The following is a 22,476-nucleotide window of genomic DNA, read 5'->3' as shown; positions in this document are numbered from 1 at the left end:
GTGTCAGGCATCGTCAACAAAAAAAGTGAACTACGTTCATTTTTCTGCGATTTGCGGGGAACGAGGGTTAATGGCCGGTATTCAGAAAGCGAAGCGCGAAGAGGCTGCGCGAAAGCTCTTGGAAGCTGCTCTAACGTGCGTACAGGAAAACGGAATGGCGGCACTTCATGCGCGAGAGATAGCGCGACGATCCGGCTACTCGGTGGGGTCCGTCTACAAATACTACGAAGATCTCGATGACATACTGATCAACGTGAACTCGATCACGCTTGGGCGGATACGAGCCACAATCGAGGACGCCGTTGCTGGCCTCGAAGACCCTTTGGAACGGCTGAAAAGGCTTGCGCATGCCTACCATGCGTTTGCGCGCGGCAACACAAAGCTCTGGGAGGCGCTATTTGGCCATCAACTCCCAGAGGGTCGAACGATACCGGACGAGCATCGTGAGCAGAATATTGCTCTTCTCTCCATCATCGGGCGTGCCTTGTCCGAGCTCAATCCTTCACTTTCTCAAAAGGATCTGGAGGCAAGAACACGGAGTTGCTTTGCAGCCGTGCATGGCGTCGTCCTGATCAACATTGAGAACAGGTTTGTCGGTCTCGAAGGCGATACCTTCGACAGGGAAATGGACTTTGTGGTCGAGCAGTTAGCCCGGGACACAAGGCCGGCTGGGCAATGAACGATCCGGGTTACCGTGGCCGCTGATGATCTGCCTAGCAGCAGATGAAAGGGATGCGGATTTTCAAATCCAAGCCGTTCCGGGTACCGAGCTTGAACGAATGGAGCGCGTTGTCTCAACCTTGGGAGAGAGCCACCGTCAACGACACAATGGCCAGGACGAACAGCCCGGCCAGAGCGATGGAACGGTAGTGCCTATGCGGCAGTACACGGAACGCGAAAACGCCAGCCAGCACGCCGATCACCACGCCGGGGATCATTACGAGCACCACAAACAATCCATCGCGCGATTGCATACCGCCAATAAGGGACAGCCCAACGCCTATCGCCGCACTGAAAGCAATAAAGTAAATGGACAGCCCCCGCACATGCGCGGGAGAAAGGGCGCTGCCCAGGAGTGTAAGGATAACCGGCGGACCACTCATCGCCGTTGCCCCGTTCAGGAGCCCCGAAGCAAATCCAGCGCTCGATAGGAGTGGCGGCCTTAACGCCACAGAGCGACCGCGAAAGGTCCACAGGGCAAGCACGGATGCGAGCAAGACCACGGCTATGGCAATCCGCATCGGCTGATCGGCGACTTGCGACAAGGCAAAAAGGCCCAAGGGTGTGCCAATCAGCGAACCCAAGCATAACCACCGCAGAAGCGACACGTCGGCACTTTGCCGTTCCGATCGCAACGAAAACAGCCCGATTAGAAACTCATGGACCAAAACACTCGGCACAACGATGGTGGGGCTTATACCCATCGACATAATCGGTACGGCGGACATTGCGAAACCGAAGCCCGAATAGCCGCGCACGAGTCCACCAATTGCTCCGCCAGCAAGCGCATACCCGATCAACGCGGGGTCAAGGTGCATCGTCACCAGCGCCCGAGCGGTTGAACCACCAAGGCAGCATACCGCAACGACAAAACGAGGCGCCTTCGAACCGGGAAGGCATTTCTTCTTGTGACATGGAGCTGTTCACTGGCCTGCGAAGCGTGATCATTTGATCGATTCTCGCCGCATAAGCAGCATCCAGAGGGAAAAATCACGGCAGTTTGCTCGGCTTGAGGTCGAACGAGAACAGGGTGGCATCGGTACACCATTTCGTGTGATGCAAAACAGTGCTAATTTCGCCATAGAGAGGCGCAAAAAAAGCACCATCTATGCGTAATTTATTGATTTACCGCTATATTTCAGAGGTAGCGAGCGCGGGTTCAATCCGTAAAGCGGCTGAGAAACTTGCAATTACGCCGTCATCTCTGAACCGTCGCATCCAATCCTTCGAGCACGAATTGGGCGGTCCGATATTCGAGAGAAACGCCCGAGGAGTGCGTCTCAACCCGGCGGGCGAGTTGGCCGTGTATGCCTTCAAGAAGCATCTGGCAGACATCGAAGAGCTCAAGACACGTATTGAAGACCTTAAGGGCGCACGACGCGGCACCGTTTCCATTTCGTGCTCGCAAGCGCTGCTGCCGCATTTCCTTCCCAAGCAGGTCCTGCACTACCAAAAGCAGTTTCCAGGTGTGGACTTCAGCGTCGGCGTTGGTGACCCGGAGGAGTCCGAGCAGGCCCTGATGAACTATGAGGCTGACCTTGCGATCCTCTTTTCACCCCTCCCCACCGAAAGCTTCGAGACCATCGCACGTGTTGAGCAGTCGGTGTTTGCGATCATGTCTCCAGGACATCCGCTGGCACAGCGCGAGCGGCTGCGCTTGAGCGATTGCGTCAATTACCCGCTCGCCTTGCACGACAGCAGCTACTCCGTTGGGCAGCTCTTGGACATACAGGCCAACAAGTCACGTGTGTCGCTGCGCCCCGCAATGAAGTCCAACAGTTTTATCTTGCTGCAGAACTACATCCTCAGCAGCAAGGCAATCGGCTTTGAAATCGAGATCGGTTTAGCTGAAGACGACATGCAAGGCCTTCTGAAGAAACCCCTGATCTTGAACAGTGCCAGCAGCATTTCCGTCCAGCTTATACAGCTGCGCGGCCGGACACTGCCTGTAGCAGCAGCCAAGTTCGCCGAGCAGGTCAGTGCAGCATTTGATCAGATGGGAGCAGGGTGAGCGGCCAGGACGTTTTAGATCGTCTCCCAGTGCACGACGCGCTTGCCGAGATAAACGAAGAATGCGTCAAGCATGGCGCCCAGGAGCCCTAGCTGGATCAAACCGACAAACATACGATCGACCTGAAAATACTGCCGCGCCTCTTCTAGGCGATAGCCAATACCGGCTGATGACCCCGTAAGCTCCGCTGCAACAAGGCTCAGGAACGCAAGAGCAGCCCCGAACCGAAGCCCAGCAAAGATGTGCGGGGCTGCTGCCGGAACAACGACCTCGAAGAACTCCCGCCAAATCGGTGCGCCAAGCGAACGAGATGCCCGGATGTAGGTTTCCGGCACATGCTCCATGCCGTGATGCGTCGCCAGCCAGACAGCCAGAAATACGGTGTAGGCGATGACGAAATACTTCGATTCCTCCCCGATCCCGAACCAAACGATCGCGATGGGCACCAACGCGATGGCTGGAATGGGCCGAAGAATATTGAAGAACGGATAGATTGCCAGTCGTACGATATTGACGCGCGACGTGAGAATGCCTGCCAGGATACCAAGCGAAGCCCCCAGCGAGAAACCGACAGCCGCTCGAGAAACAGACGTCCGAAGATCTTTCATCATGACGCCGTCGTTGAAAAGCTTCACCGACGCCTGGGCAACCTCCCACGGACCCGGGAAGAGATTGCGGTTGGTCAGACCAACGGCGTGAGCGAACTGCCAAACCGCAACGACAAAAGCGATCGATAGTAAGGGTTTAGCGAAGTCCAAACGGGTTCTCTGCATCGGCCACTCCTATTGCAGTCAGTCCGACTGGCGCTGGTAGCCTGAGATACAAGCCACGTAGCTGTCAATTGAGTGGTAGCCGGCCCGTTTCTGCGCGCATGCTCAAAATCAATGCGGGACATGTCAGCGCTGCGCATTTCCGGCGTTTCTGGCCAGAAAAACCGGTTTTCGTTGCTGGAAACGCACCGGTCCGCAGCAAAGATAGCACCACATCGAAGCACAAAGCTGTTGTTAGTCTGCGCACCCGAAGCGCACTTTTGCCGCTCAGGGGACCATGAACGTTTCTGTCGATCCTGCCAGCGTGAACCACAGCACGACATCACTTGAGAAGGGCCGCGTTAGCGTTGGCGCTGTCTCAGTGGTTTTCGGGAAGGGTGACAACCAGACGGTTGCGCTCACGACCACCGACTTGGTTCTCGAGCCCGGAACCTTCACCGCCCTTATCGGTCCCTCCGGTTGCGGGAAATCGACCCTTTTGAACGCTGTCGCTGGTTTTACCGAGCCAACAGATGGCGCGATCCATGTCGATTCACGACGTGTCCACGGACCACATCCCAGCGTTGGGGTAATCTTCCAGAGTTTTGCGCTGTTTCCTTGGTTCACAGCCCGCGGGAACGTCGAGTTTGCCCTCAAGCGGTTCGGGCTGTCCAAAGACGAACGGCAAAAACGGGCCATCGCTGCGCTTGATGAGGTCGGCCTCGCAGATCACGCCGGCAAATTCCCAGGCCAATTATCAGGCGGCATGAAGCAGCGCGTTGCCATCGCACGCACGCTCTCGGCAGATCCTGATGTCTTGCTGATGGACGAGCCTTTTGGCGCACTGGACGCTCAAACGCGGCTGCGGATGCATGAGATGCTGACCGATATCTGGATGAGGCGCCGCAAGACGGTGCTGTTTGTCACCCACGATGTCGATGAGGCCCTGCGCTTGGCGGACGTCATCTACGTGATGTCAGCTGGTCCCGGCCGGATCATCGAAAGAGTTCCCGTGGAACTTGAGCGTCCTCGCCCAATCGACCGCATGGGAGACGATTTTCTTCAACTTCGCAGCAGGCTGCTTGGGCTCCTGCGCCACGATGATGACTGACCAAACTGATGAGCCAGAAGGAGAGACTACATGTTTAGGAATACCGCTTTGAGCGCGGCTGGCGCGCTCCTGCTGAGCACCGGACTAGCGACAGCTGGTGAAATCACCATAGGAACCGCCCCTAATCTCCAGACCTTGCCGATCGTTGTGGCGATGTCGGAAGGCTACTTCGCTGAGGAAGGCATCGAACTTGAGACGGTGCGCTTTACGTCTGGCCGTCGCGCGCTGGAGGCTCTGATCGGCGGCCAGCTTGATGTCGCTTTCATGGCCGAATATCCGGTGTCGATTGCATCCCTGCGCGAACAACCCTTCGGCACCTTCACAACGCTGTCCCGCTACACTGCAAACCGAATGATCTCAAAGGCCTCGATCGGTTTCGAAGACCCAAGCAGTCTCGACGGGATGAAAATCGGCACGACAATGGGCTCCAACACCGAGTTCTTCACCGAAGCGCTCATCGAGCAATTTGACGTCGATGCAGAGGTTGTAAACGTTTCACCCCCCGATATCGTGCCGGCTTTGGCGCGAGGAGATATCGACGCGGGTATTATGTTCCCGGACTTTTATCCCGCAGCTGAAGAAGCACTTGGGGACGATTATCGGGAGTTTCGCAGCGATGCCTACATCGCATGGTTCGTTCTTTCCGCAACGCCCGAAATGCTCAACGAACGGCCCGAGGAGCTTGAAGGCTTCGTACGCGCGCTGATCAAGGCAGAAGAATTTATCGAGAGTAACCCCGAGGGAGCGATGGAAGCGCTGGCAGAAGCAAGCGAAGGGCTTCTATCGATGGATGTCATCCGGACAAAATTTGAAGAAGCAGAGTATGAGATCGGCCTCGACAATGGGCTGCTCGACATCCTTGAGACCCAGGCAAATTGGGTGGTCGGCAAGGGCTTGGTGGACGCCGAGCCGTCTCGCGAGCTGATCATGGACTACCTCACCACGGGGCCGCTTGAGGCGGTCGATCCCTCGCGCATCACGCTCGAATAACAACCCTCGCACGAAGGACAGGCGGCCCGACGTCTGGGCCGCCTGCGGCGCCGCTATCATGGACTTTGAACAGCTTCTAACGAAAGGGGCTTGCTTAGCGCCCGAGGTGCTTCTCACACCCGATGGAGTGAAGCGCGATTGGGCTATCCAGTTCGACGGGATGCGGATTACCGGAATCGGTCCTGCCAAAGACTTTCCGGAGGCGACGGCCCTGCCGGGCCGAGCCATCATTCCGGGATTTGTTGATGCCCACACGCATGTCGGTCAGATATTCGGGAAGGCCCTTATCGGAGGCGAGCCTGCGCAGATCTGGCGGCGTATTTGGCATCCGATGGAACGCGATATGGACGAGGAACAGTCCTACCTATCTGCGAAATGGGCTTTCTGGGAAGCACTGCGTGGTGGCTTCACCAAAGTCGTCAATTATGGCCTTAACGGCCTGGACAAGAATGCTGGTGTTCACCGGGCCGCGGCCGAAACAGGCATTCGGCTGGTTTCGGCATCCGGCCTCGACGAGTTTTCCGGTGAAATCGGCACTGGTCATGGCGATAATACATGGGCGCAGGTTGAAGATGTCATCGCGGCCCACCTTGAGGATTGCGCTGGTCACGAGATGATCGCGCCCTCGGTGTGCTGCAGTTCCTTCATGGGCAATACACCACAGACGCTGGCGAAACTTTCCGCTTTTTGCGCTGCAAAGGGCGTCCTTCTCCAGATCCACTCGAATGAGCACTTTCCCGAGGTGCATGAGTGCATCTTGCGCCATGGCATGCGACCGACCGAATTACTGTACAAGCATGGTGTCCTGGGCCCCCACGTTCTGTTGCATCACACCACGCTGGTCTCAGAACCTGAGATCGAGTTGATCGTCGAAACGGATACGGCCGCGTCCTACAACCCTCTGGCGAGCATCTGGAAAGGTAATGCCGTTGCCCCCGCCCTGCGTTTTGCCCAGCGCGGTGTGCGCTTTGGCATGGGGTCGGATACGACATCGGCGGATGGCTTCAAGAACCTGATGGCAGCTGAAGCCTGTCAGCGTCTGGAACACGCACTCCCGGTCGCTGATTTTTCATGCGGTGCCGCTTGGACGTGGGTGGATGCGGCGACATCACAAGGCGCTGCCGCAACGGGCGGTTCGGGCGATCATGGGATGCTTGAGAAAGGCTATGCCGCCGACTTCTTGATCCTCGATATGCTGGCGCCAGAATGCCTACCGAGCCATGATTTCGAATGGGAACTCGTGCGCTATTACAATCGTGACCAGGTCGACGCAGTCGTTATCAATGGCAGGCTCTGCATGGCAAAAGGCAAGCCGGTTGGCTGGGAAACCGAAGACCTGCGCGAGGCAGCGATGCCAGTTGCGGAAAAGATTACAAGCGTACCGGAAATCGTGCGCTGCCATGGGCCATCATCACAGTACCGACCGATCCGACCGTGATCGTTGGCGACAGTGTTTGGTCCCGATGCGCTGGGTAGCAAACTGAAGGGCGCAGGGACCGTGCCAAAACAAACGGCTATCGTGGCATCGCACCCGAGATACCTCTCCTTCCTTCTGCTGGGCGCTTGCCAATACCACCCTCAGATGAGGATATCGTCGGTTAGCTGGGCCTTTGTGATGTTCTCGATGGTGAAGGTGTTGGGCCCTGAGGTGAAGATGACATCGCCGGCCACGTCGGTCATGAATGACAGCGCGCCGTTGACGGTTCCGAAACCGAAAGCGGTCAGGTCGAGCTGATCGATATCGTCCTCGAAGTCGGTGACGGTGTCATTGCCGAAGGCTGGGCCGAAGACGAAGGTGTCGGCACCGGTGCCGCCTGTCAGCGTGTCGGTGCCCGTGCCGCCGTTGAGCAGGTCATCATCCTCGCGCCCTTCAAGCGTGTCGTCGCCAGCGCCGCCAAACAGCGCGTCATTGCTTGCGCCCGCCTGGATGACGTCGTTGCCTGCTTCACCCGATAGCGTGTCTTCACCAAAGCCGCCGAACAGGCTGTCATTGTCGTCGCCGCCATTAAGGATGTCATTACCGGAACCGGACGAGATGAAATCATCACCGGAATCGCCATTGGAGGTATCATCGCCTGATCCACCGAACAGCCGGTCATTGTTGTCGCCGCCATGGAGCGTGTCATTGTCGGCTCCGCCAGCCATGACATCATTGCCAGCTCCGCCGGTCAGATCGTCGATCCCACCTCCGCCGCTGAGGTTATCATTGCCATCGCCGCCGATCAGCGTGTCATCGCCACCGCCGCCGTCCAGAATATCGTTCGATGCGCCACCGTTGAGGAAGTCATTGCCAAGCTCGCCATTGAGGGTGTCGAAGTCTGCACCGCCGAACAGATCGTCGTCACCTTCACCGCCATTGAGGGTGTCGTTGCCGGCATTGCCGAACAACTCATCATTGCCGCCATCACCGTTCAGCGTATCCGGGCCGCCGCCGCCATTGAGCACATCATCATCATCGCCACCATTGAGCGTGTCTGTTCCAGCCCCGCCCTCAAGGGTGTCCTGCCCGGCATCACCGTTCAGCTCATCGGTCCCGTTCTGACCGCGCAGAGTATCGTTGCCCGCGCCACCATGGACGTTGTCGTTGCCGATGTTGCCGTTCAGCGTATCATCGCCTGCACCACCATCGAGCGTATCGGCGCCATCATCGCCATTGGCGACATCGGCCCCGTCATCGCCACGGAGCTCATCGACACCCCCTCCGCCAAGCAGGACATCGTTCCCCTCAAGGCCAGACAGGACGTTATTCTCATCATCACCGGTGAGTGCATCCGAATGGTTCGAACCCGTCAGGTTTTCGAAGTCAGAGAAGGTATCGCCCGTTGCATCACCACCGCTTGCCGTGCCAGCATTCAGATCGACGGTGACCCCAGCCGAAGAGCTTTCATAGGTGAGCGTGTCTCCCGCTGAGCCGCCTCCACCGCCATCGAGAATATCGCCGCCACCCCCACCTTCAATCGTATCATTGCCACTTCCTCCCGACAGCCTGTTGACTGCTGTATCCCCGATCAAGGTATCGCTTGAACTTGAACCGGTCACATTTTCGAAGCCTGCGATGAAGTCGCCCGTTGCGTCGCCTCCCGATGCGATGCCGATCGCAAGGTTGATTGCAACGCCCGAAACTGAACTCGCATAGCTGAGCGTATCGCCGAAGGAGCCGTTCGACCCACCATCCAAAACGTCTGCACCCGGGCCACCTTCGATCACATCTGACCCACCGCGACCCAGAATGGTATTGGCGCTGATGTCTCCGCTCAGATTATCCTCGTGTGCGGAGCCGGTCAGGTTTTCAAACCCTGAAAAGGTGTCGCCTGCGGCATCGCCGCCAGACGATATACCCGTATCCAGGTTGACGGTGACTGCGGATAGAGAGCTCTCATAGCTGAGCGTGTCACCAGCTGAACCGTTTGCACCGCCCTCGAGCACATCCGCATTTCCGCGGCCTTCGATGGTATCATCGCCACTGTTGCCCTTGAGATGGTTGATCTCATTGTTTCCGGCCAACACATCGGCGCCATTGCCGCCGCTGACGTTCTCGAAGTTGAAAATATCGGCAATCAGGGAGCCGTTCGACAGCTGAACAAACTCCTCGGCCTCAAGGTCTGCTCGATAGGCTGAACTGTAGGTCTCGAAAACGAACGTATCGGTGTGGTCGCCACCATCCATGAAGTGGCCAGAGCCAAGATTTCCCTGTCCAACCCCAACCAGTGCGAACCCGATGGTGTCGTCGCCATCCTCGCCGAAAAACGCATCTTTCCCTGGCATCGGAAAACCCGATAAGCTGCTGGAAAGCAGAATGATGTCGTCGCCATCGCCGCCATGGATGATGTTGTTCGAGGTGTTTCCAAACAACGTATCGTTGTGCGCGGAACCGACGAGGTTCTGAATATTCCTGAGGGTGTCGGTACCCGAGCCACCGGTGTTCTGAGCGCTCGTCACAGCCAGGTCGACCGTGACCCCAGCCGTTGCATTGGCGTAGGAAGCGGTATCATCACCGGTCCCGCCATCGAGGTTATCGTTGCCCAAGCCACCTTCGAGGGTGTTGTCGCCCGTGTCACCGGTCAGCGTATCGTTGTGGGCCGAGCCTATCAGGTTCTCAATATCGATGAGGCGGTCGATGCCCGCCCCGATCGTGTTTTGGTTGGTCGTGATCGCCAGGCTGACCGTCACCGCCGAGGGCGCACTCGCATAGCTTGCTGTGTCGCCTACCGCGCCTTCTGCCCCACCATTAAGGATATCGTTGCCAGGGCCACCATCCAGCACGTCATCATCGGCACCGCCGTCGAGGTCATCGTTGCCCTCTTGGCCGAACAGAAGGTCGTTCCCGTCCTCACCGGTCAGCACATCGTCGCCGCCTGAAGCGATCACGACGCCTCCACCAAGGTTCTGTTCGTAATCACCGTAGATGATGTCGTTGCCGGTGAAGCCACGAAGCGTGTCGGCGCCACCAAAAAACGCGACGCCACCGATAAGCGTCTGCACGTCGCCGATCAGCGTATCGTTGCCACCTCCACCATCGATATTATCCGCGCCGCCACGCAACTCGATATTGGAGGCATTGCTCGAAAGGTCTGCTGACAGCTGCATATCGCCAATCAGCGTATTGTCGGTACCCCCGCCCATCAGCGTGTCGTTGCCGAAGATGAGAATGTAATCGGTGAAGAAATTGATAGCGTCGTCGACGTCACCGATCAGTGTGACGCTCGCGTTCGCATTGGACGAAATGTCGGTGATGATGTCGCCGGCAAACGTTATGGTCCGCGTCGTGCTGCCAGTGTTCCCAGCCATCTGCGAGTCGCCTATGACCGTGACGGACCCGTCAGTGTTGATCGTTATGGTATCAGAAGCTGTGACCGTCCCATCAGTGGAAACCGCGCTCAAGTCGCCGTAAAATACCCCGGTTGTGTTTATGTTCAGCGTATCGGCAAAGGCGTCGAAGCCATCCGAAAAGAAGAACCCACCTGTAAGTGTGCCATTCAGCGTTATTGAATCGGCCTGATCGAAGTACCCACGCAGGAATCCGAACGAGCTGGTGGAGAACATGTTGGAATTGATGGCTGCTGGCGCGCTCGCATAGTCGATGAGCATATCGATAGAGCTATTGCTGTCTCCATCCATACGCGCTTCTGTGACCGTACCACTCGTCGGTGCAGAGCTTGTGCCGTTACCGTAAGTAAACGATCCGAGGAGCGTAACGGTGTGACCATCGGTGCTCTGCCAAGCAAAGACCGAGGACGTTGCGACTTGGATTGTTCCGGTTACATTACTTGGGCTGCTTTGAAGGCCCCAGATTTGGCCGCCTGAGGCTCCTGGGATGATGCCGCCCACAAGCGTTGTTACAGTTGCCACGGGAAACTCCTCGTCTCTGACCAGCGCCGGTCGCTCTTAAGCAGCTTATTCAGCCCTTTCCGCATGGTTAGTAGATGGATCGGGATACCATTGGCCAGTCAAACTTGCGCGCCGGGCTCGATAGCAAGGACAATGTGGCGAACAAGAAGGCCACGTTGCCGGCCGCATTAGCCTGGAACCACGGATCAAGATTTACGGTGGGCTTCAGTGACGGGGCGCTATCTGCGAATAGCTCAAGGCCTGAATGTTCCGGCGATGTTGCTCGACAGTCCCCTTCAATCAGTATCTCTTGGTCCAATTCAGAACGGTAGGAGAACTGATGCGATAGAATGATCGCCTTTCTCAACACGCGCTACGCCGAAGGCTGCGCGCAGCGTGTATGGGTACCGACGGATGCGCTGTGCATCTCAAGATCAACGAGACAGCCGACGGACAAGCCAGCTACTTGAGCGGCGATACAAAGCCAGCCGGCTTCACGGCCACCAACGATCGCGCGACGCTGTTCTGCGTATCTTCGGCGGTATTACCGATAATGACGCCCTCAAGCCCGGTCCGGGCGACCGTTCCCATAACCAAATAGGCGATCGCTAGATCATCGACCGCGTGCGCGATCACCTTTCGCGGATCACCCTGAAGCACGTGGTAGCTGATCGGTGGAGCAACTTCGTCTGTACCTGCCGCCACCTGCGCCCCGAGCGCTTCGAGAGCTTGGAGCCTTTCGGCGGTTAGTTCGGCGAAGCGATCGCCACGCCCGAGTTTCTTCTCCGGAAAAAGTGCTTCGAGCAGTGCAAGGCTCGGCGGCTCAAAGGCATGAAGCACATGCACCTTTGCATCGGTACCCTGGGCAAAGGCGAGTGCTGTGCGCAGGATACTGGCGTTCAGTTCGCGCAAGGTTTCGGGCTCTTCTGCATCGTCAAAGTCGACATCAAGGGCCGCCAACACATGCCTGTGCTCAATTTCCCCGCGCGGCTGGCGCAGCCACACTTTGCATGGGCATTTCCGCAAGAGATGTTGATCCGTGCTGGCGAAAACATGGTCCGAGCTTTCCTCAAGTTCCTCGGCGATCTTCACCACTAGATCGATGCCGTGCGCCTTCACTGCATGCACGATTTCCATGTAAGGCTTGCCCACCGCAACCAACACCGGAATCTCGCGACCAGGGAAGAGCTCGGTTAGCTTGGTGTTCATATCGTTCGCCTTGGACTGCTTCAGGCGGGACCATACTTCATCACCAGACAGACCAAGCTGCGGCAGCAGCGGTCGCAAGTTTGTTGGGATAGGTGTGGCGACCATCACCATGACCTCGGCGCCAACGCGATCGGCGAAGGCGAGCCCAGCGCGCAAAGTGCCGGAATCTTCTCCAGGCGCATCAATGATCAACACGCGTTTGATGGAGTGTGGGCTCATGAAACAAGGGCTTTCTGCTGCAAGGGGTCTTCGGCGGGCGTGACCGGTTCTGGTTCTCCCGCAAGGATCATACTCGCGGCGGCGGACGCAGCATCCCGGTAGGGCATGAGGACCAGGTCGGCATGCAGCGCGCTGAGGTTTTCATTGTCCTGATCGAGGTGAGCAGCCACCGCAACCCGACCGGTATAGCCCAGATCGCGAGCGGCGCGCAGGAGGGCGCGGCGCGGGTCATAATGGGTCACGCCGGTGGCATGTTCCGGTACTGCCAGGACGAGCCAGTCTGCGTTGTTCAGCGACAGGTGCGATAGGAACTCGGGGTCCGTTGCGTCGCCGAAAAGCGCCTTAAGACCGCGCTCTTGAGCAAACCGCACCGCCTCCGGACTGAAATCGACGCCAAGGACGGTCTTGCCTCTTTTCTCCAGTGCGCTGGCAATGGCAAGGCCATAGCGGCCAAGGCCGAACAGGATAACGTCGTGAGCGTTGGCATGGCCGGCCGCGCCTTCGCGGGCATCGTTCAGCCGCTTGCGTTCAAAGATACCGAGGAAAGGCTCCAGCCGATCGTAGATCTGATGCGAGTAGGTGATCATGTAGGTGGACGCAGCGATGGTGATCAGCCCCACCAAAGTCACAAGACCAAGCGCTTCGTCGGCGACGTGCCCGATCGAGACGCCCATCGCCATGAAGATGAGTGAGAACTCGCTGATCTGCGCAACTGTCAAGCCAGCCAGAAATCCCGTTCGCTTCCGGTACCCCATCACACTCATAATGATCAGCACGATGAGCGGGTTGCCTATGAGGACAAAAAGCGAAAGGACCAGTGCCGGTCCGACACTCGCGCCCAGGACGCTCAGATCAAGAGAGGCTCCCAGCGCAATGAAAAAGAACAGCAACAGGAAGTCGCGCAGGGAGGCCAGGCGGGCGGCGATCGCTTCGCGAAACGGCGTTGAGGCCAGGGACACCCCAGCGAGCAAGCCGCCAAGCTCCTTGCCGAACCCAAGATAGTGTCCCACCGCCGCAAGCAATGCAGCCCATCCGATTGCGAATGACACCAACAGCTCGGGCGCGCGTGACAATCGCTCGACAAGCGGGTTCGCGACAAAGCGAATGAAGACGATGACCGCAAACAGCATCGCGACGCCGTAGCCAAGAACCTGCAAAACATCGCCCAGCGAGCCATCACCACCAGCACCCCCGCCAACCCCGATAGCCGAAAGCGCTATCATGGCGATGACCACAACGATGTCCTGCACGATCAGAAACCCCAGTGCGATCCGACCGTGCAGGGCATCGATCTCGCGCTTGTCGGACAAGAGCTTCACGATGATGATGGTGGAAGAAAAGGTCAGCGCGATGGCGACGTAGAGCGCAGTGCGCGCATCGAGCCCCAGAGCGAGAGCAAGTAGAAAACCAAACACGGTGGTGAAAACCACCTGCCCAAGACCAGTGAGCAGCGCCACGGGCCCAAGCGTTCGCACCAGTTTGAAGTCGAGCTTCAGGCCAACGAGGAACAGAAGAACCGCAATACCAAGTTCGGCCAGCAGGTCGATCTGCGCGTCCGAGCGGGCGATATTCAGGACTGATGGCCCTGCGATGATGCCCACCGCGATGAAGCTGACGATCAAAGGCTGCCGGAGTATCAAACCGACAAAGCCAAGCCCCGCTGCCAGCACCAGCAGTGCGGCAATCTCATAGAATAAGTAGCCTTCGATTGCCGCGGTCATGCGGAAACTTGGTGCTTGCTGCCGGTGACAAGCTGCGCGCGGACTGCTTTTTCGATCTCAAGTATGATGAGCAGAAGGGGCCCTGCGGCAATGACCGTCAAACCCTGCGTAAGGCTCAACGGTCGTGTGTCGAATAACGCTTCCATGAACGGAGCATAGGTGAACGCGAACTGAAGGACGGTGACAGCGGCGATCGCGATGAGCACCGGCTTGGTGCCGAGAACAGCCTTCAGCGACAGCGAGCTGGTATTCAGGAACCGTACCGAGAAGAGGTAAAAGATCTCCATCACGACGAGCGTGTTGACCGCGATGGTGCGGGCTTCCTCCAAGGTGGCTCCGCTCGCCCGAGCCCAGGTGAACATGCCGAAGATACCCGCCGAAAACAGGACCGAGACGAACATGACCCGCCACAGCACGAACCGGGAGAGAATTGGCTCGGCCGCATCGCGTGGGGGGCGGCTCATGATTCCCGGTTCGGGTGCCTCAAACGCGAGCGCCATCGCCAGAACAACCGAGCTAACCATGTTGACCCAAAGGATCTGCACGGGCGTGATGGGCAAGGTGAGACCAAGCAGAAGCGCTGTGATGAGCGCGAGCGCCTCGCCACCATTGACGGGCAGCAGGAAGGTGATTGCCTTCTTGAGATTATCGTACACAGCGCGCCCAGATCGTACGGCCTCAGCAATAGTCGCAAAATTATCATCTGCGAGCACGATCTCGGCAGCCTCCTTGGCGGCTTCGGTGCCCGTCTTACCCATTGCAATGCCGATATCGGCGCGCTTCAACGCGGGCGTATCGTTGACACCATCGCCCGTCATGGCCACGGCATGACCTTGGGCCTGCAGGGCTTCGACGAGGCGCAGCTTGTGTTCGGGGCTGGTGCGAGCAAACACATCGGTATCTGCAACCCGCGCCCGCAGCATTTCGGGCGAGAAGGTATCGAGGTCGGCGCCGGTGACAACTGCGCGCGTGTTCGCAAGGCCCAGATCTCGCGCAATGGCGCCAGCGGTCCCGGCATGGTCACCAGTGATCATTTTGACGGAAATACCAGCAGCCCGACATGCCGCAACGGCCTTTATGGCTTCAGGCCTAGGCGGATCGATAAGACCGACCAACCCCAACAGCGTCAGACCGCTTTGCACATCATCAAAGGTAAGGCTCCGCGCCCCGGGATTGGCGCGCCTGGTTGCGATGGCCAAAACGCGCTGGCCTTTTGAGGCGATTTCTTCGGACCGGGCCTGCCAGTAGGCGGGGTCGATGGCTTGGTCGGCAACACCATCGCCATCGCCGTGCTGGCGGGTGCACATTGATATGATACGTTCCGGCGCGCCCTTAACGTGGATGGTGGCCTCGCCCTCATGATCGTGATGCAAACTCGCCATGAACCGGTGTTGCGCATCGAAGGGAATCGCGTCGGTTTGTGGATTCTGAGCGCGCAGGACGGACGTTTCTAGCCCGACCTTGTTGGCGAAGGTAACCAGCGCGCCTTCCATTGGATCACCGACGATCGACCAACTGCCATCGGACTGGATCAAATCCGCATCGTTGCAGAGCGCCGCCCCAACCGCCAAGTCCTGGAGCAAGGGATGATCCATCGGATCAACAGGCTTGCCGTCCTGCTCAACCCGCCCATCGGGATCGTATCCTGCACCGGTTAGCGTGAAGACACGACGTGCAGTCGCCACAGACGCAACCGTCATCTCGTTGCAGGTGAGCGTGCCCGTCTTATCTGAGCATATCACCGAAACGGAGCCGAGCGCTTCAATGGCGGGCAGCCTGCGCACGATCGCCCGCCGCCGCGCCATTCCCTGCACCCCGATCGCAAGTGTAACGGTCAGAATAGCCGGCAGGCCCTCTGGGATCGCCGCGACGGCAAGCCCGACCACTGCAAGGAATATCTCGCCAAACGCCATCTGAGCGACAAAGAAGCCGAAGCCAAGGATACCGGCTGCAATTGCCAGGATGACCATCGTGATGGTGCGGGCGAATTGCTCCATCTGTTTGAGCAGCGGCGTGGTGACGACTTCCACTTGGCCCAGTAAGCCGGTGATCCGCCCAACCTCTGTATCGCCGCCGGTCGCTACAATGATGCCTCGGCCGGTGCCGGCAGTCACCATCGAACCGCTATAGGCCATAGAAAGCCGATCGCCCAACGGCACAGTGGGATCGACAGGCACCGTGCCTTTTTCGACGGGCATAGACTCGCCGGTTAACACGGCTTCCTGAACACGCAGCGCATTGGTCTGCGTGAGCCGCAGATCAGCGGGAACCTTATCGCCTGGTTCGAGCAAAACGAGGTCGCCGGGCACAAGGTCCTCAGCTTCAACGGTCAGTCGGCCTCCGTTGCGGATCACGCGAGCGGCAGGGGCGAGCATCTCGCGAATGGCCGCAAGCGCCTGTTCAGCGCGACCCTCCTGCACGAACCCGATGACGGCGTTGACCACCACGACCGCCAGGATGACCGCCGTGTCGACGAAGTGACCCAACAGTGCCGTCACCGTAGCGGCGGCCAGCAGGACGTAGATCAGCAGGTTTTGAAATTGACGGGCAAACCTCCGAAGCGGACCGTCGCGCGCGGGTTCAGGAAGCCTGTTAGGGCCGGCCTCACGGAGGCGGCTTACAGCGGCATCGGCGGTCAGTCCGTTGGGCGAGGTTCCCAGACTTTCGATGGTTTCCGCCACCGAGCGGCCGTGCCAATCGGCAGAGGAGTAAGGGTTCGAACCCTTACTGAAACCGGTTTCCAAACGGCTCGCACGTTGTTCTTGGAGGGGGACGTTCTGGTTCATCGCTAGGACGTTGCTCCAGCCTTGTCCCAATCGGCATCACGCGTGGCATGGGCGTTCACGAAAGCTTCGAGATCCTTGACCGCAACACGGTATTCGCGCCCGAGCTTCACCGCGCGCAGTTCCTTGTGATGGATCCACGTGCGGACCGTTTGCTCACCAACCTTTAGGAGGTCAGCGATCTCATGGGTCGTCAGAAAAGGCTTGCTAAGCATGAGACCCTCCGCAGTGCTGCTTTGTCTTGAGCAGCACAAAAGCTATGCACACTCAGTCTATAATGACGCAGTTTGAGCCTTATTCAATTTCGTAGAAACCCGTTGAACACTGTTGGGTTTGCTTGATCTGCGCTGAAAGCGGAAAACTCGAGTCCATTGAAGAGCAATGGCGCTCTTAGGCGAAAAGCTCGCCCTTCAGGCTGCTCCAAAGGGTAAGTGGGATGAAAAACTTGCCGGTCCTGACGTTCCTCGCAAACCCCACGAAACTCTGGGAAAGCGGCAACATCACCTTGCGGAGAACGGTCCTGAAACTGGCCTTCGCGGGCCAAATCCCATGCTGCCGAAATGAGGGTACTAGAGCCAAGAAAAGTGCGTTGCCATTCAGGGATTTAGGGGCACTTGAGACCATGCAAATGGCAAATGGTGGAGCCGAGGGGAATCGAACCCCTGACCTCGTCATTGCGAACGACGCGCTCTCCCAACTGAGCTACGGCCCCCATCAGGCGCAAGGATCACGTACGAACCTTGATCCAGGAGCGCCGATCTAGGGCTGCGGCCAGCGCGCTGTCAAGCAGGTCCTGTGCAGTCAGAGCCCGCTTCAATCATTATCGAGATCAACGGACACCACAGCCCCGCCAGCGGGCCCGACGACTTGCGAACATCGAGTTGTGCTCTGCAATATCCAGCGCCTTGCTCTGACCGCAGCGAACGCCTACATGGACCAACGCAGCAGGGCTTGGTTTCCCGCTGATTCCGGCCGCTTTATGCGGCCAGACAACAGGAGTTATCCAATGCGGGCCGTGCTGGACGTCATCATGCTCATCCTCAACCTTTATTGGTGGGTGATTATCATCTCGGCTGTGATGAGCTGGCTGCTGGCCTTCAACGTCATCAATCCACGCAATCAGGTGGTCGGGACGATTGGACGTTTTGTGCACGGGCTCACAGAGCCGCTCTTGGCACCCATACGACGCTTCCTGCCAAACCTAGGTGGCATCGATGTTTCGCCAATCGTGCTGCTGCTTGGCATCTATTTCCTGCAGCAACTGATCGTCCGCTACGCCTATCCAAACGTGTTCTAAGGAAGCAGACACACATCAACATTGCGCGCACGTAGACAAACGCTAACACTCATCAAGTGCAGCTTGTCAGCCATGTGGGGCTGAGCTTCCGAGCATAAACGACCACCGTCTTTGGAGTGAGCCCAAGGGCGGCGTTTAATCCGCGATCAGACAGCGCGGTCTGCCATCTGAAGGGGTGCGCCAACCGCTTCCGCTAGCTGCTGCCGTGACGCTTGCCACCAGCGTTGGCGATCGCGGTGCTGACCATATCCTTTGCCTCGTCCACACCGGCCCAACGGCCAATTTTGACCCATTTATTGGGTTCGAGATCCTTGTAGTGCAAGAAGAAATGCTCGACCTGCTGGATCTGAATGGGCGGTAGATCGGTGTAGTTCTGCACCCGTTCATAGCGGTTGGTCAGCTTGCTGCTGGGCACGGCGACGAGCTTCTCATCGCCCCCGCCATCATCTTCCATGATCAGTGCACCCACGACCCGGCAGTTCATCACCGCGCCCGGAATAATCGGTCGTGCGTTGCAAACCACAACGTCGATCGGATCGCCATCGTCAGACAAGGTGTGGGGAACAAACCCATAGTTCCCCGGGTAGCGCATCGGCGTGTACAAGAAACGATCGACAAACAAGGTGCCAGAATCCTTCTCGATCTCATACTTGATCGGTTCGCCGCCGGTGGGAACCTCAATCAGCACGTTAACGTCGTGAGGTGGATTGTCCCCGATGGGGATGGCTTCGATGCGCATAAAAAGCTCGCCGTAGTTGAAAGTTTGATCCCGATATGGGCTGGGAAGCTAGCAGCCCGACGAGCACAAGACTTTAAGCAAGAGTGCTGATCACCGAACGTCGATAGCCATCGGTGTGCGTCCCATTTGAAGACACGGTCTGATAGGCCCAGCCTGACGCCGTGCGGATCACGTGCGTTGGTGCTGCGATACGTCGAAGCGGGGTAGAAAGAGCAGCTGGTCCGACCACAACAAAAGTGTGCACGCCATCGAGGGCCTGCGCATCGGATCGAACGCGAGCGACATTAAGGCTCGTTCTTACGGCGAATGCGCGGCCCGGTGGAACGGAGATCTCTCCCGGTCGATGTCTTACCTGTCAAACGTCGACCGCTCGATGCACGGCCTCCCCAGGTGAAGGCAAGCTTGCGCACATCGGTTCGGTCGAAACGCTCGACGCCATGGGCGACCGGTTCTCCGCCCATCGACGTGTAGAACCGCACCGCCATGTCGTTGTCTTCCAGCACCCATGCCACGAAGTGAGCCATGCGTGCCTCTCGGAGCCGCGCCATTGCCGCGTTAAACAGCCGCGCGCCAAAACCAAGCCCCTGATAAGCAGGCGCAACGTAGAGCTCGTAAATCTCACCGCGCACGCGCAGCGAACGGGACCGGTTGGCGCCGAAGGTGACGTATCCAATGACGGCCCCATGATATTGCAAGACAAGAAGGCCGCGGCGATGCGCGATCAGACGTGACCACCATTTCGGGCCGCGCCGTGCCACCATGCGAGCCAGCGCCGCACCGGGGATAATACCGCGGTAGGCACCCATCCAAGCCGCGTCATGCACATCGGTGATGGCCTGCGCATCGTCAGGTTCAGCGGGGCGGATCGTGATAGCTTCCACGCTCATACCCGGAGCCTAGGAGCAAAATTTACGTTCGCCAAGCAACTTTTGGAGGAATTCCGCCCCGCTACCAATTCTCGCCAACTTCTGTCCGCGATAGAAGCCGCTTATGCACAGAGTAGGTTGGCTCAGACTTCGCCCGGCGCCTTCGCCGATCGCTTACGCAGCACTCTTGCCTAGGCTGCGGCTTGCGCCTTCGCCGCTCGCTTACGCTCGTGCGGATCAAGATGCCGCTTACGCAGGCGAATGGCCGCCGGGGTCACTTCGACCAACTCGTCATCGGCAATGTAAGCAAGGGCCTTTTCCAGCGTCATCTTGATCGGTGTGGTCAACCGGACGGCATCATCCTTGCCGGCGGCTCGGATATTGGTCAGCTGTTTGCCCTTCAGCACATTCACTTCAAGATCATTGCCGCGGGTGTGCTCACCGATGATCATGCCCTGGTATACCGGCGTTCCGGGATCGACCATCATTGGACCACGATCCTCAAGGTTCCACAGGGCATACGCCACAGCATCACCCTGGCTCATAGAGATCAGCACGCCGGTATGGCGATCCTTGATCGCGCCTTTGTGCGGCGCATAGCTGTGGAACGAACGGTTCATGATCCCTGTCCCGCGTGTGTCGGTCATGAACTCCCCGTGATAGCCGATCAATCCACGTGTTGGCACATGCAGGATCAGACGCTGCTTGCCGCCGCCCGAAGGGGCCATTTCAACCAGGTCGCCCCGCCTTTCGGAGAGTTTCTGAACAACGGCGCCGGAGAATTCTTCGTCAACATCGACGGTGACCTCCTCAATAGGCTCCAGCAGCGCTCCGCCGTCATCCTTGCGGAAAACCACTTGCGGTCGTGAAACACCAAGCTCGAACCCCTCCCGCCGCATGGTCTCGATCAGCACCGCGAGCTGCAATTCACCGCGGCCTGACACAATGAACGCGTCCTTGTTGTCACCCTCATCAACCTTGAGCGCCACGTTGCCTTCGGCTTCCGCAAGCAAACGAGCGCGAATGACCCGGCTTTGCAGCTTGTCACCATCGCGGCCAGCCAACGGGCTGTCATTGACCATGAACGTCATCGAAAGGGTCGGCGGATCGATCGGCTGAGCGGCGATCGGTTCGCTCACGGAAGGATCACAAATCGTATCCGCGACGGTTGCCTTTTCGAGGCCGGCAAGCGCAACGATATCACCCGCATGCGCTTCATCGACGGGCACCATCTCAAGGCCCTTGAATGTCATGACCTTTGAGGCCCGGCCGCTTTCGATCACCGCGCCGTCGCGGCCCAGAGCTTTGATCGGCATATTGGCGCGAACGGTTCCAGACGCGATGCGACCGGTCAGGATCCGGCCAAGATAGGGGTTGGCAGACAAGGTCGTTGCCAGTAAACGGAATGCGCCATCCTCGGTTCTCGGAGCTGGAACGTGGTCGAGCACCAATTCGAAAAGGGCCGTCATATCGTCTTTGGGTCCAGCCGGATCAGCCGCCATCCAGCCCTGCTTGGCTGACCCGTAAAGAACGGGAAAATCAAGCTGATCTTCGTTTGCGTCAAGTGCGGCAAAGAGGTCGAAAACCTCGTCGAGCACCGCGTCCGGTCGGCTCTCAGGCTTGTCGATCTTGTTGATGGCCACAATCGGCCGCAGCCCGAGCTTCAGAGCCTTGGCGAGCACAAACTTCGTTTGCGGCATCGGCCCTTCGGCCGCATCGACCAACAGGATGACGCCATCGACCATATGCAGGATACGCTCGACTTCACCGCCGAAGTCGGCGTGGCCGGGTGTGTCGACGATATTGATCCGGTTTCCGACACCGGCCTTATCTTGCCACGTCAGTGAAGTGACCTTGGCAAGGATGGTAATGCCACGTTCCCGTTCCAGGTCGTTGGAATCCATCGCCCGCTCGGCGACCTGTTCATTGTCGCGAAACAGCCCGGATTCTTTGAGCAGAACATCAATCAAGGTGGTTTTGCCGTGATCGACATGCGCGATGATCGCAATATTGCGCAGACCGGCAGGCGCGGCAGACGAAGAGTTAGCCATTGGGGGGCACCAGAAAAATCTCGGAGGTTGGCGCTCCATATAGCTCAATGCGGTCAAAAACCAGCCCCGAGCGCACATATGGTCGAACCGGTATGCGCGCCCGGAGCCGGACTTCGGCGTGGTCCGCGTTACATATCGGTGGCCATGGCCTCATACTCGTCTTCGGTGATGACCGTGTCGCCATTCGTATCGGCCATGGCGAAATCGTCGGTGGTCATATCCGGGAAAGCAGCCAGAAGCTCATCTTGGCTGACGACGCCATCGACGTTGAAATCAACATCGGAGAATCCTGGTTCGTCCTGAGCCAGCGCTAAAGGCGCAGCAAGGGCCAAACCGGTGGCAAACGCACCGCCCAGCACAAGAGCTGGGAGCGATTTTGCGCGGGTTGCTTTGGCGTGTGTCATATCAGTCTCCACTGTTTTGGCGCGGATGGGCGCGGATGGAGATGCACCAGGCGAGGCGCTGGAACATGGTGGGTGCGAACGCCCCGCCCGGTGCTGTGCGGGCCCGGGCTATCCGCTGCCACCCCGGCTGCACGAAGGGGAAGCTGGCGTGCGAATGTGGCCCACGCGGACCCATTTTCTGGCGGAAAGACGGCGGGGCGATCACACAATGTTACAGCCACTGGCCAACCAACGGGTGGCTTCATTTCCGCTTGCCAGATCATTGAAGGAGCAGCGCC

Annotated in this window: 17 protein-coding genes and 1 tRNA gene; 6 read left to right on the top strand and 12 right to left on the bottom strand. The window is 58.4% G+C overall.

Translation table 11 applies throughout. The features are described from left to right. Window positions 1-70: 70 nt before the first annotated feature. Complete coding sequence (locus AAF739_10330; GenBank protein MEM6383061.1) at window positions 71-679, top strand: TetR/AcrR family transcriptional regulator; 609 nt, start codon at window positions 71-73, stop codon at window positions 677-679. Between the two features lie 115 nt (window positions 680-794). Here AAF739_10330 and AAF739_10325 read toward each other — a convergent pair whose 3' ends face one another. Beyond that, window positions 795-1,538 carry a sulfite exporter TauE/SafE family protein gene (locus tag AAF739_10325; GenBank protein ID MEM6383060.1) on the bottom strand — a complete coding sequence of 248 codons (744 nt, stop codon included), beginning with the start codon at window positions 1,536-1,538 and terminating at the stop codon, window positions 795-797. Window positions 1,539-1,828: 290 nt separating this feature from the next. Between AAF739_10325 and AAF739_10320 the strand changes: the two genes are divergently transcribed. Next, the gene (locus tag AAF739_10320; GenBank protein ID MEM6383059.1) at window positions 1,829-2,731 is read left to right on the top strand and encodes a LysR family transcriptional regulator; all 903 of its coding nucleotides are present in this window, start codon (window positions 1,829-1,831) and stop codon (window positions 2,729-2,731) included. A 14-nt stretch (window positions 2,732-2,745) separates the two neighbouring features. Here AAF739_10320 and AAF739_10315 read toward each other — a convergent pair whose 3' ends face one another. Further along, the gene (locus AAF739_10315; protein MEM6383058.1) at window positions 2,746-3,504 is read right to left on the bottom strand and encodes an ABC transporter permease; all 759 of its coding nucleotides are present in this window, start codon (window positions 3,502-3,504) and stop codon (window positions 2,746-2,748) included. Window positions 3,505-3,778: 274 nt separating this feature from the next. Between AAF739_10315 and AAF739_10310 the strand changes: the two genes are divergently transcribed. From AAF739_10310 to AAF739_10300, 3 genes are read left to right on the top strand one after another with little or no spacing between them, the layout of a single operon-like run. Continuing rightward, on the top strand, window positions 3,779-4,591 hold the full coding sequence (locus AAF739_10310; protein MEM6383057.1) for an ABC transporter ATP-binding protein: 813 nt from the start codon (window positions 3,779-3,781) through the stop codon (window positions 4,589-4,591). Window positions 4,592-4,621: 30 nt separating this feature from the next. Further along, a complete protein-coding gene (locus AAF739_10305) occupies window positions 4,622-5,581 on the top strand; it encodes an ABC transporter substrate-binding protein (protein ID MEM6383056.1) in 960 nt (319 codons plus the stop codon). 58 nt (window positions 5,582-5,639) lie between these two features. Next, on the top strand, window positions 5,640-7,019 hold the full coding sequence (locus tag AAF739_10300; GenBank protein MEM6383055.1) for an amidohydrolase family protein: 1,380 nt from the start codon (window positions 5,640-5,642) through the stop codon (window positions 7,017-7,019). A 140-nt stretch (window positions 7,020-7,159) separates the two neighbouring features. On the opposite strand, the gene AAF739_10295 is transcribed toward AAF739_10300, so the two are convergent. From AAF739_10295 to AAF739_10270, 6 genes are all read right to left on the bottom strand, one after another. Next, window positions 7,160-10,930, bottom strand: coding sequence for a calcium-binding protein (locus AAF739_10295; protein ID MEM6383054.1), 3,771 nt, complete (start codon window positions 10,928-10,930; stop codon window positions 7,160-7,162). A 441-nt stretch (window positions 10,931-11,371) separates the two neighbouring features. Further along, the gene (locus AAF739_10290; GenBank protein ID MEM6383053.1) at window positions 11,372-12,337 is read right to left on the bottom strand and encodes a universal stress protein; all 966 of its coding nucleotides are present in this window, start codon (window positions 12,335-12,337) and stop codon (window positions 11,372-11,374) included. After that, window positions 12,334-14,058: a cation:proton antiporter family protein gene (locus AAF739_10285; protein MEM6383052.1), complete on the bottom strand. Its 1,725-nt coding sequence runs from the start codon at window positions 14,056-14,058 to the stop codon at window positions 12,334-12,336. Before AAF739_10285 ends, AAF739_10290 begins: the two co-directional genes overlap by 4 nt. Continuing rightward, the gene (locus AAF739_10280) at window positions 14,055-16,844 is read right to left on the bottom strand and encodes a cation-transporting P-type ATPase (GenBank protein MEM6383051.1); all 2,790 of its coding nucleotides are present in this window, start codon (window positions 16,842-16,844) and stop codon (window positions 14,055-14,057) included. Before AAF739_10280 ends, AAF739_10285 begins: the two co-directional genes overlap by 4 nt. 2 nt (window positions 16,845-16,846) lie before the next feature. After that, window positions 16,847-17,056: a helix-turn-helix domain-containing protein gene (locus AAF739_10275; protein ID MEM6383050.1), complete on the bottom strand. Its 210-nt coding sequence runs from the start codon at window positions 17,054-17,056 to the stop codon at window positions 16,847-16,849. Window positions 17,057-17,477: 421 nt separating this feature from the next. After that, window positions 17,478-17,553 (bottom strand) — tRNA-Ala (locus tag AAF739_10270). Between the two features lie 294 nt (window positions 17,554-17,847). Here AAF739_10270 and AAF739_10265 point away from each other — a divergent pair. Beyond that, entirely contained in the window at window positions 17,848-18,138 is a 291-nt protein-coding gene (locus AAF739_10265; GenBank protein ID MEM6383049.1) for a YggT family protein, read from the top strand. A gap of 193 nt (window positions 18,139-18,331) precedes the next feature. Here AAF739_10265 and ppa read toward each other — a convergent pair whose 3' ends face one another. The 4 genes from ppa to AAF739_10245 all read right to left on the bottom strand — a co-directional run bounded on the left by ppa (window position 18,332) and on the right by AAF739_10245 (window position 22,198). After that, window positions 18,332-18,877: an inorganic diphosphatase gene (gene ppa / locus AAF739_10260; GenBank protein ID MEM6383048.1), complete on the bottom strand. Its 546-nt coding sequence runs from the start codon at window positions 18,875-18,877 to the stop codon at window positions 18,332-18,334. A gap of 284 nt (window positions 18,878-19,161) precedes the next feature. Then, entirely contained in the window at window positions 19,162-19,764 is a 603-nt protein-coding gene (locus AAF739_10255) for a GNAT family N-acetyltransferase (GenBank protein ID MEM6383047.1), read from the bottom strand. Between the two features lie 170 nt (window positions 19,765-19,934). Beyond that, complete coding sequence (gene typA / locus AAF739_10250) at window positions 19,935-21,794, bottom strand: translational GTPase TypA (protein ID MEM6383046.1); 1,860 nt, start codon at window positions 21,792-21,794, stop codon at window positions 19,935-19,937. A gap of 128 nt (window positions 21,795-21,922) precedes the next feature. After that, window positions 21,923-22,198, bottom strand: a complete 276-nt coding sequence (locus AAF739_10245; protein MEM6383045.1) for a hypothetical protein — start codon at window positions 22,196-22,198, stop codon at window positions 21,923-21,925. Between the last annotated feature and the right edge of the window lie 278 nt (window positions 22,199-22,476).

It is taken from the genome of Pseudomonadota bacterium (genome assembly GCA_039024915.1).
Lineage (GTDB): Bacteria > Pseudomonadota > Alphaproteobacteria > Rhizobiales > MH13 > MH13.
The sequence above is the reverse complement of the archived record's forward strand: the minus strand, read 5'-3'. Positions and strand labels throughout refer to the sequence as shown.

What these genes read in the sequence shown, in the direction of transcription:
- AAF739_10325 (MEM6383060.1), bottom strand. Translation starts at nt 1,538, where the DNA reads ATGCACCTTGACCCCGCGTTGATCGGGTATGCGCTTGCTGGCGGAGCA.
- AAF739_10255 (MEM6383047.1), bottom strand. Translation starts at nt 19,764, where the DNA reads ATGAGCGTGGAAGCTATCACGATCCGCCCCGCTGAACCTGACGATGCG.
- AAF739_10280 (MEM6383051.1), bottom strand. Translation starts at nt 16,844, where the DNA reads ATGAACCAGAACGTCCCCCTCCAAGAACAACGTGCGAGCCGTTTGGAA.
- AAF739_10330 (MEM6383061.1), top strand. Translation starts at nt 71, where the DNA reads ATGGCCGGTATTCAGAAAGCGAAGCGCGAAGAGGCTGCGCGAAAGCTC.
- AAF739_10290 (MEM6383053.1), bottom strand. Translation starts at nt 12,337, where the DNA reads ATGAGCCCACACTCCATCAAACGCGTGTTGATCATTGATGCGCCTGGA.
- AAF739_10265 (MEM6383049.1), top strand. Translation starts at nt 17,848, where the DNA reads ATGCGGGCCGTGCTGGACGTCATCATGCTCATCCTCAACCTTTATTGG.
- AAF739_10285 (MEM6383052.1), bottom strand. Translation starts at nt 14,058, where the DNA reads ATGACCGCGGCAATCGAAGGCTACTTATTCTATGAGATTGCCGCACTG.
- AAF739_10245 (MEM6383045.1), bottom strand. Translation starts at nt 22,198, where the DNA reads ATGACACACGCCAAAGCAACCCGCGCAAAATCGCTCCCAGCTCTTGTG.
- AAF739_10320 (MEM6383059.1), top strand. Translation starts at nt 1,829, where the DNA reads ATGCGTAATTTATTGATTTACCGCTATATTTCAGAGGTAGCGAGCGCG.
- AAF739_10315 (MEM6383058.1), bottom strand. Translation starts at nt 3,504, where the DNA reads ATGCAGAGAACCCGTTTGGACTTCGCTAAACCCTTACTATCGATCGCT.
- ppa (MEM6383048.1), bottom strand. Translation starts at nt 18,877, where the DNA reads ATGCGCATCGAAGCCATCCCCATCGGGGACAATCCACCTCACGACGTT.
- AAF739_10310 (MEM6383057.1), top strand. Translation starts at nt 3,779, where the DNA reads ATGAACGTTTCTGTCGATCCTGCCAGCGTGAACCACAGCACGACATCA.
- AAF739_10275 (MEM6383050.1), bottom strand. Translation starts at nt 17,056, where the DNA reads ATGCTTAGCAAGCCTTTTCTGACGACCCATGAGATCGCTGACCTCCTA.
- typA (MEM6383046.1), bottom strand. Translation starts at nt 21,794, where the DNA reads ATGGCTAACTCTTCGTCTGCCGCGCCTGCCGGTCTGCGCAATATTGCG.
- AAF739_10300 (MEM6383055.1), top strand. Translation starts at nt 5,640, where the DNA reads ATGGACTTTGAACAGCTTCTAACGAAAGGGGCTTGCTTAGCGCCCGAG.
- AAF739_10305 (MEM6383056.1), top strand. Translation starts at nt 4,622, where the DNA reads ATGTTTAGGAATACCGCTTTGAGCGCGGCTGGCGCGCTCCTGCTGAGC.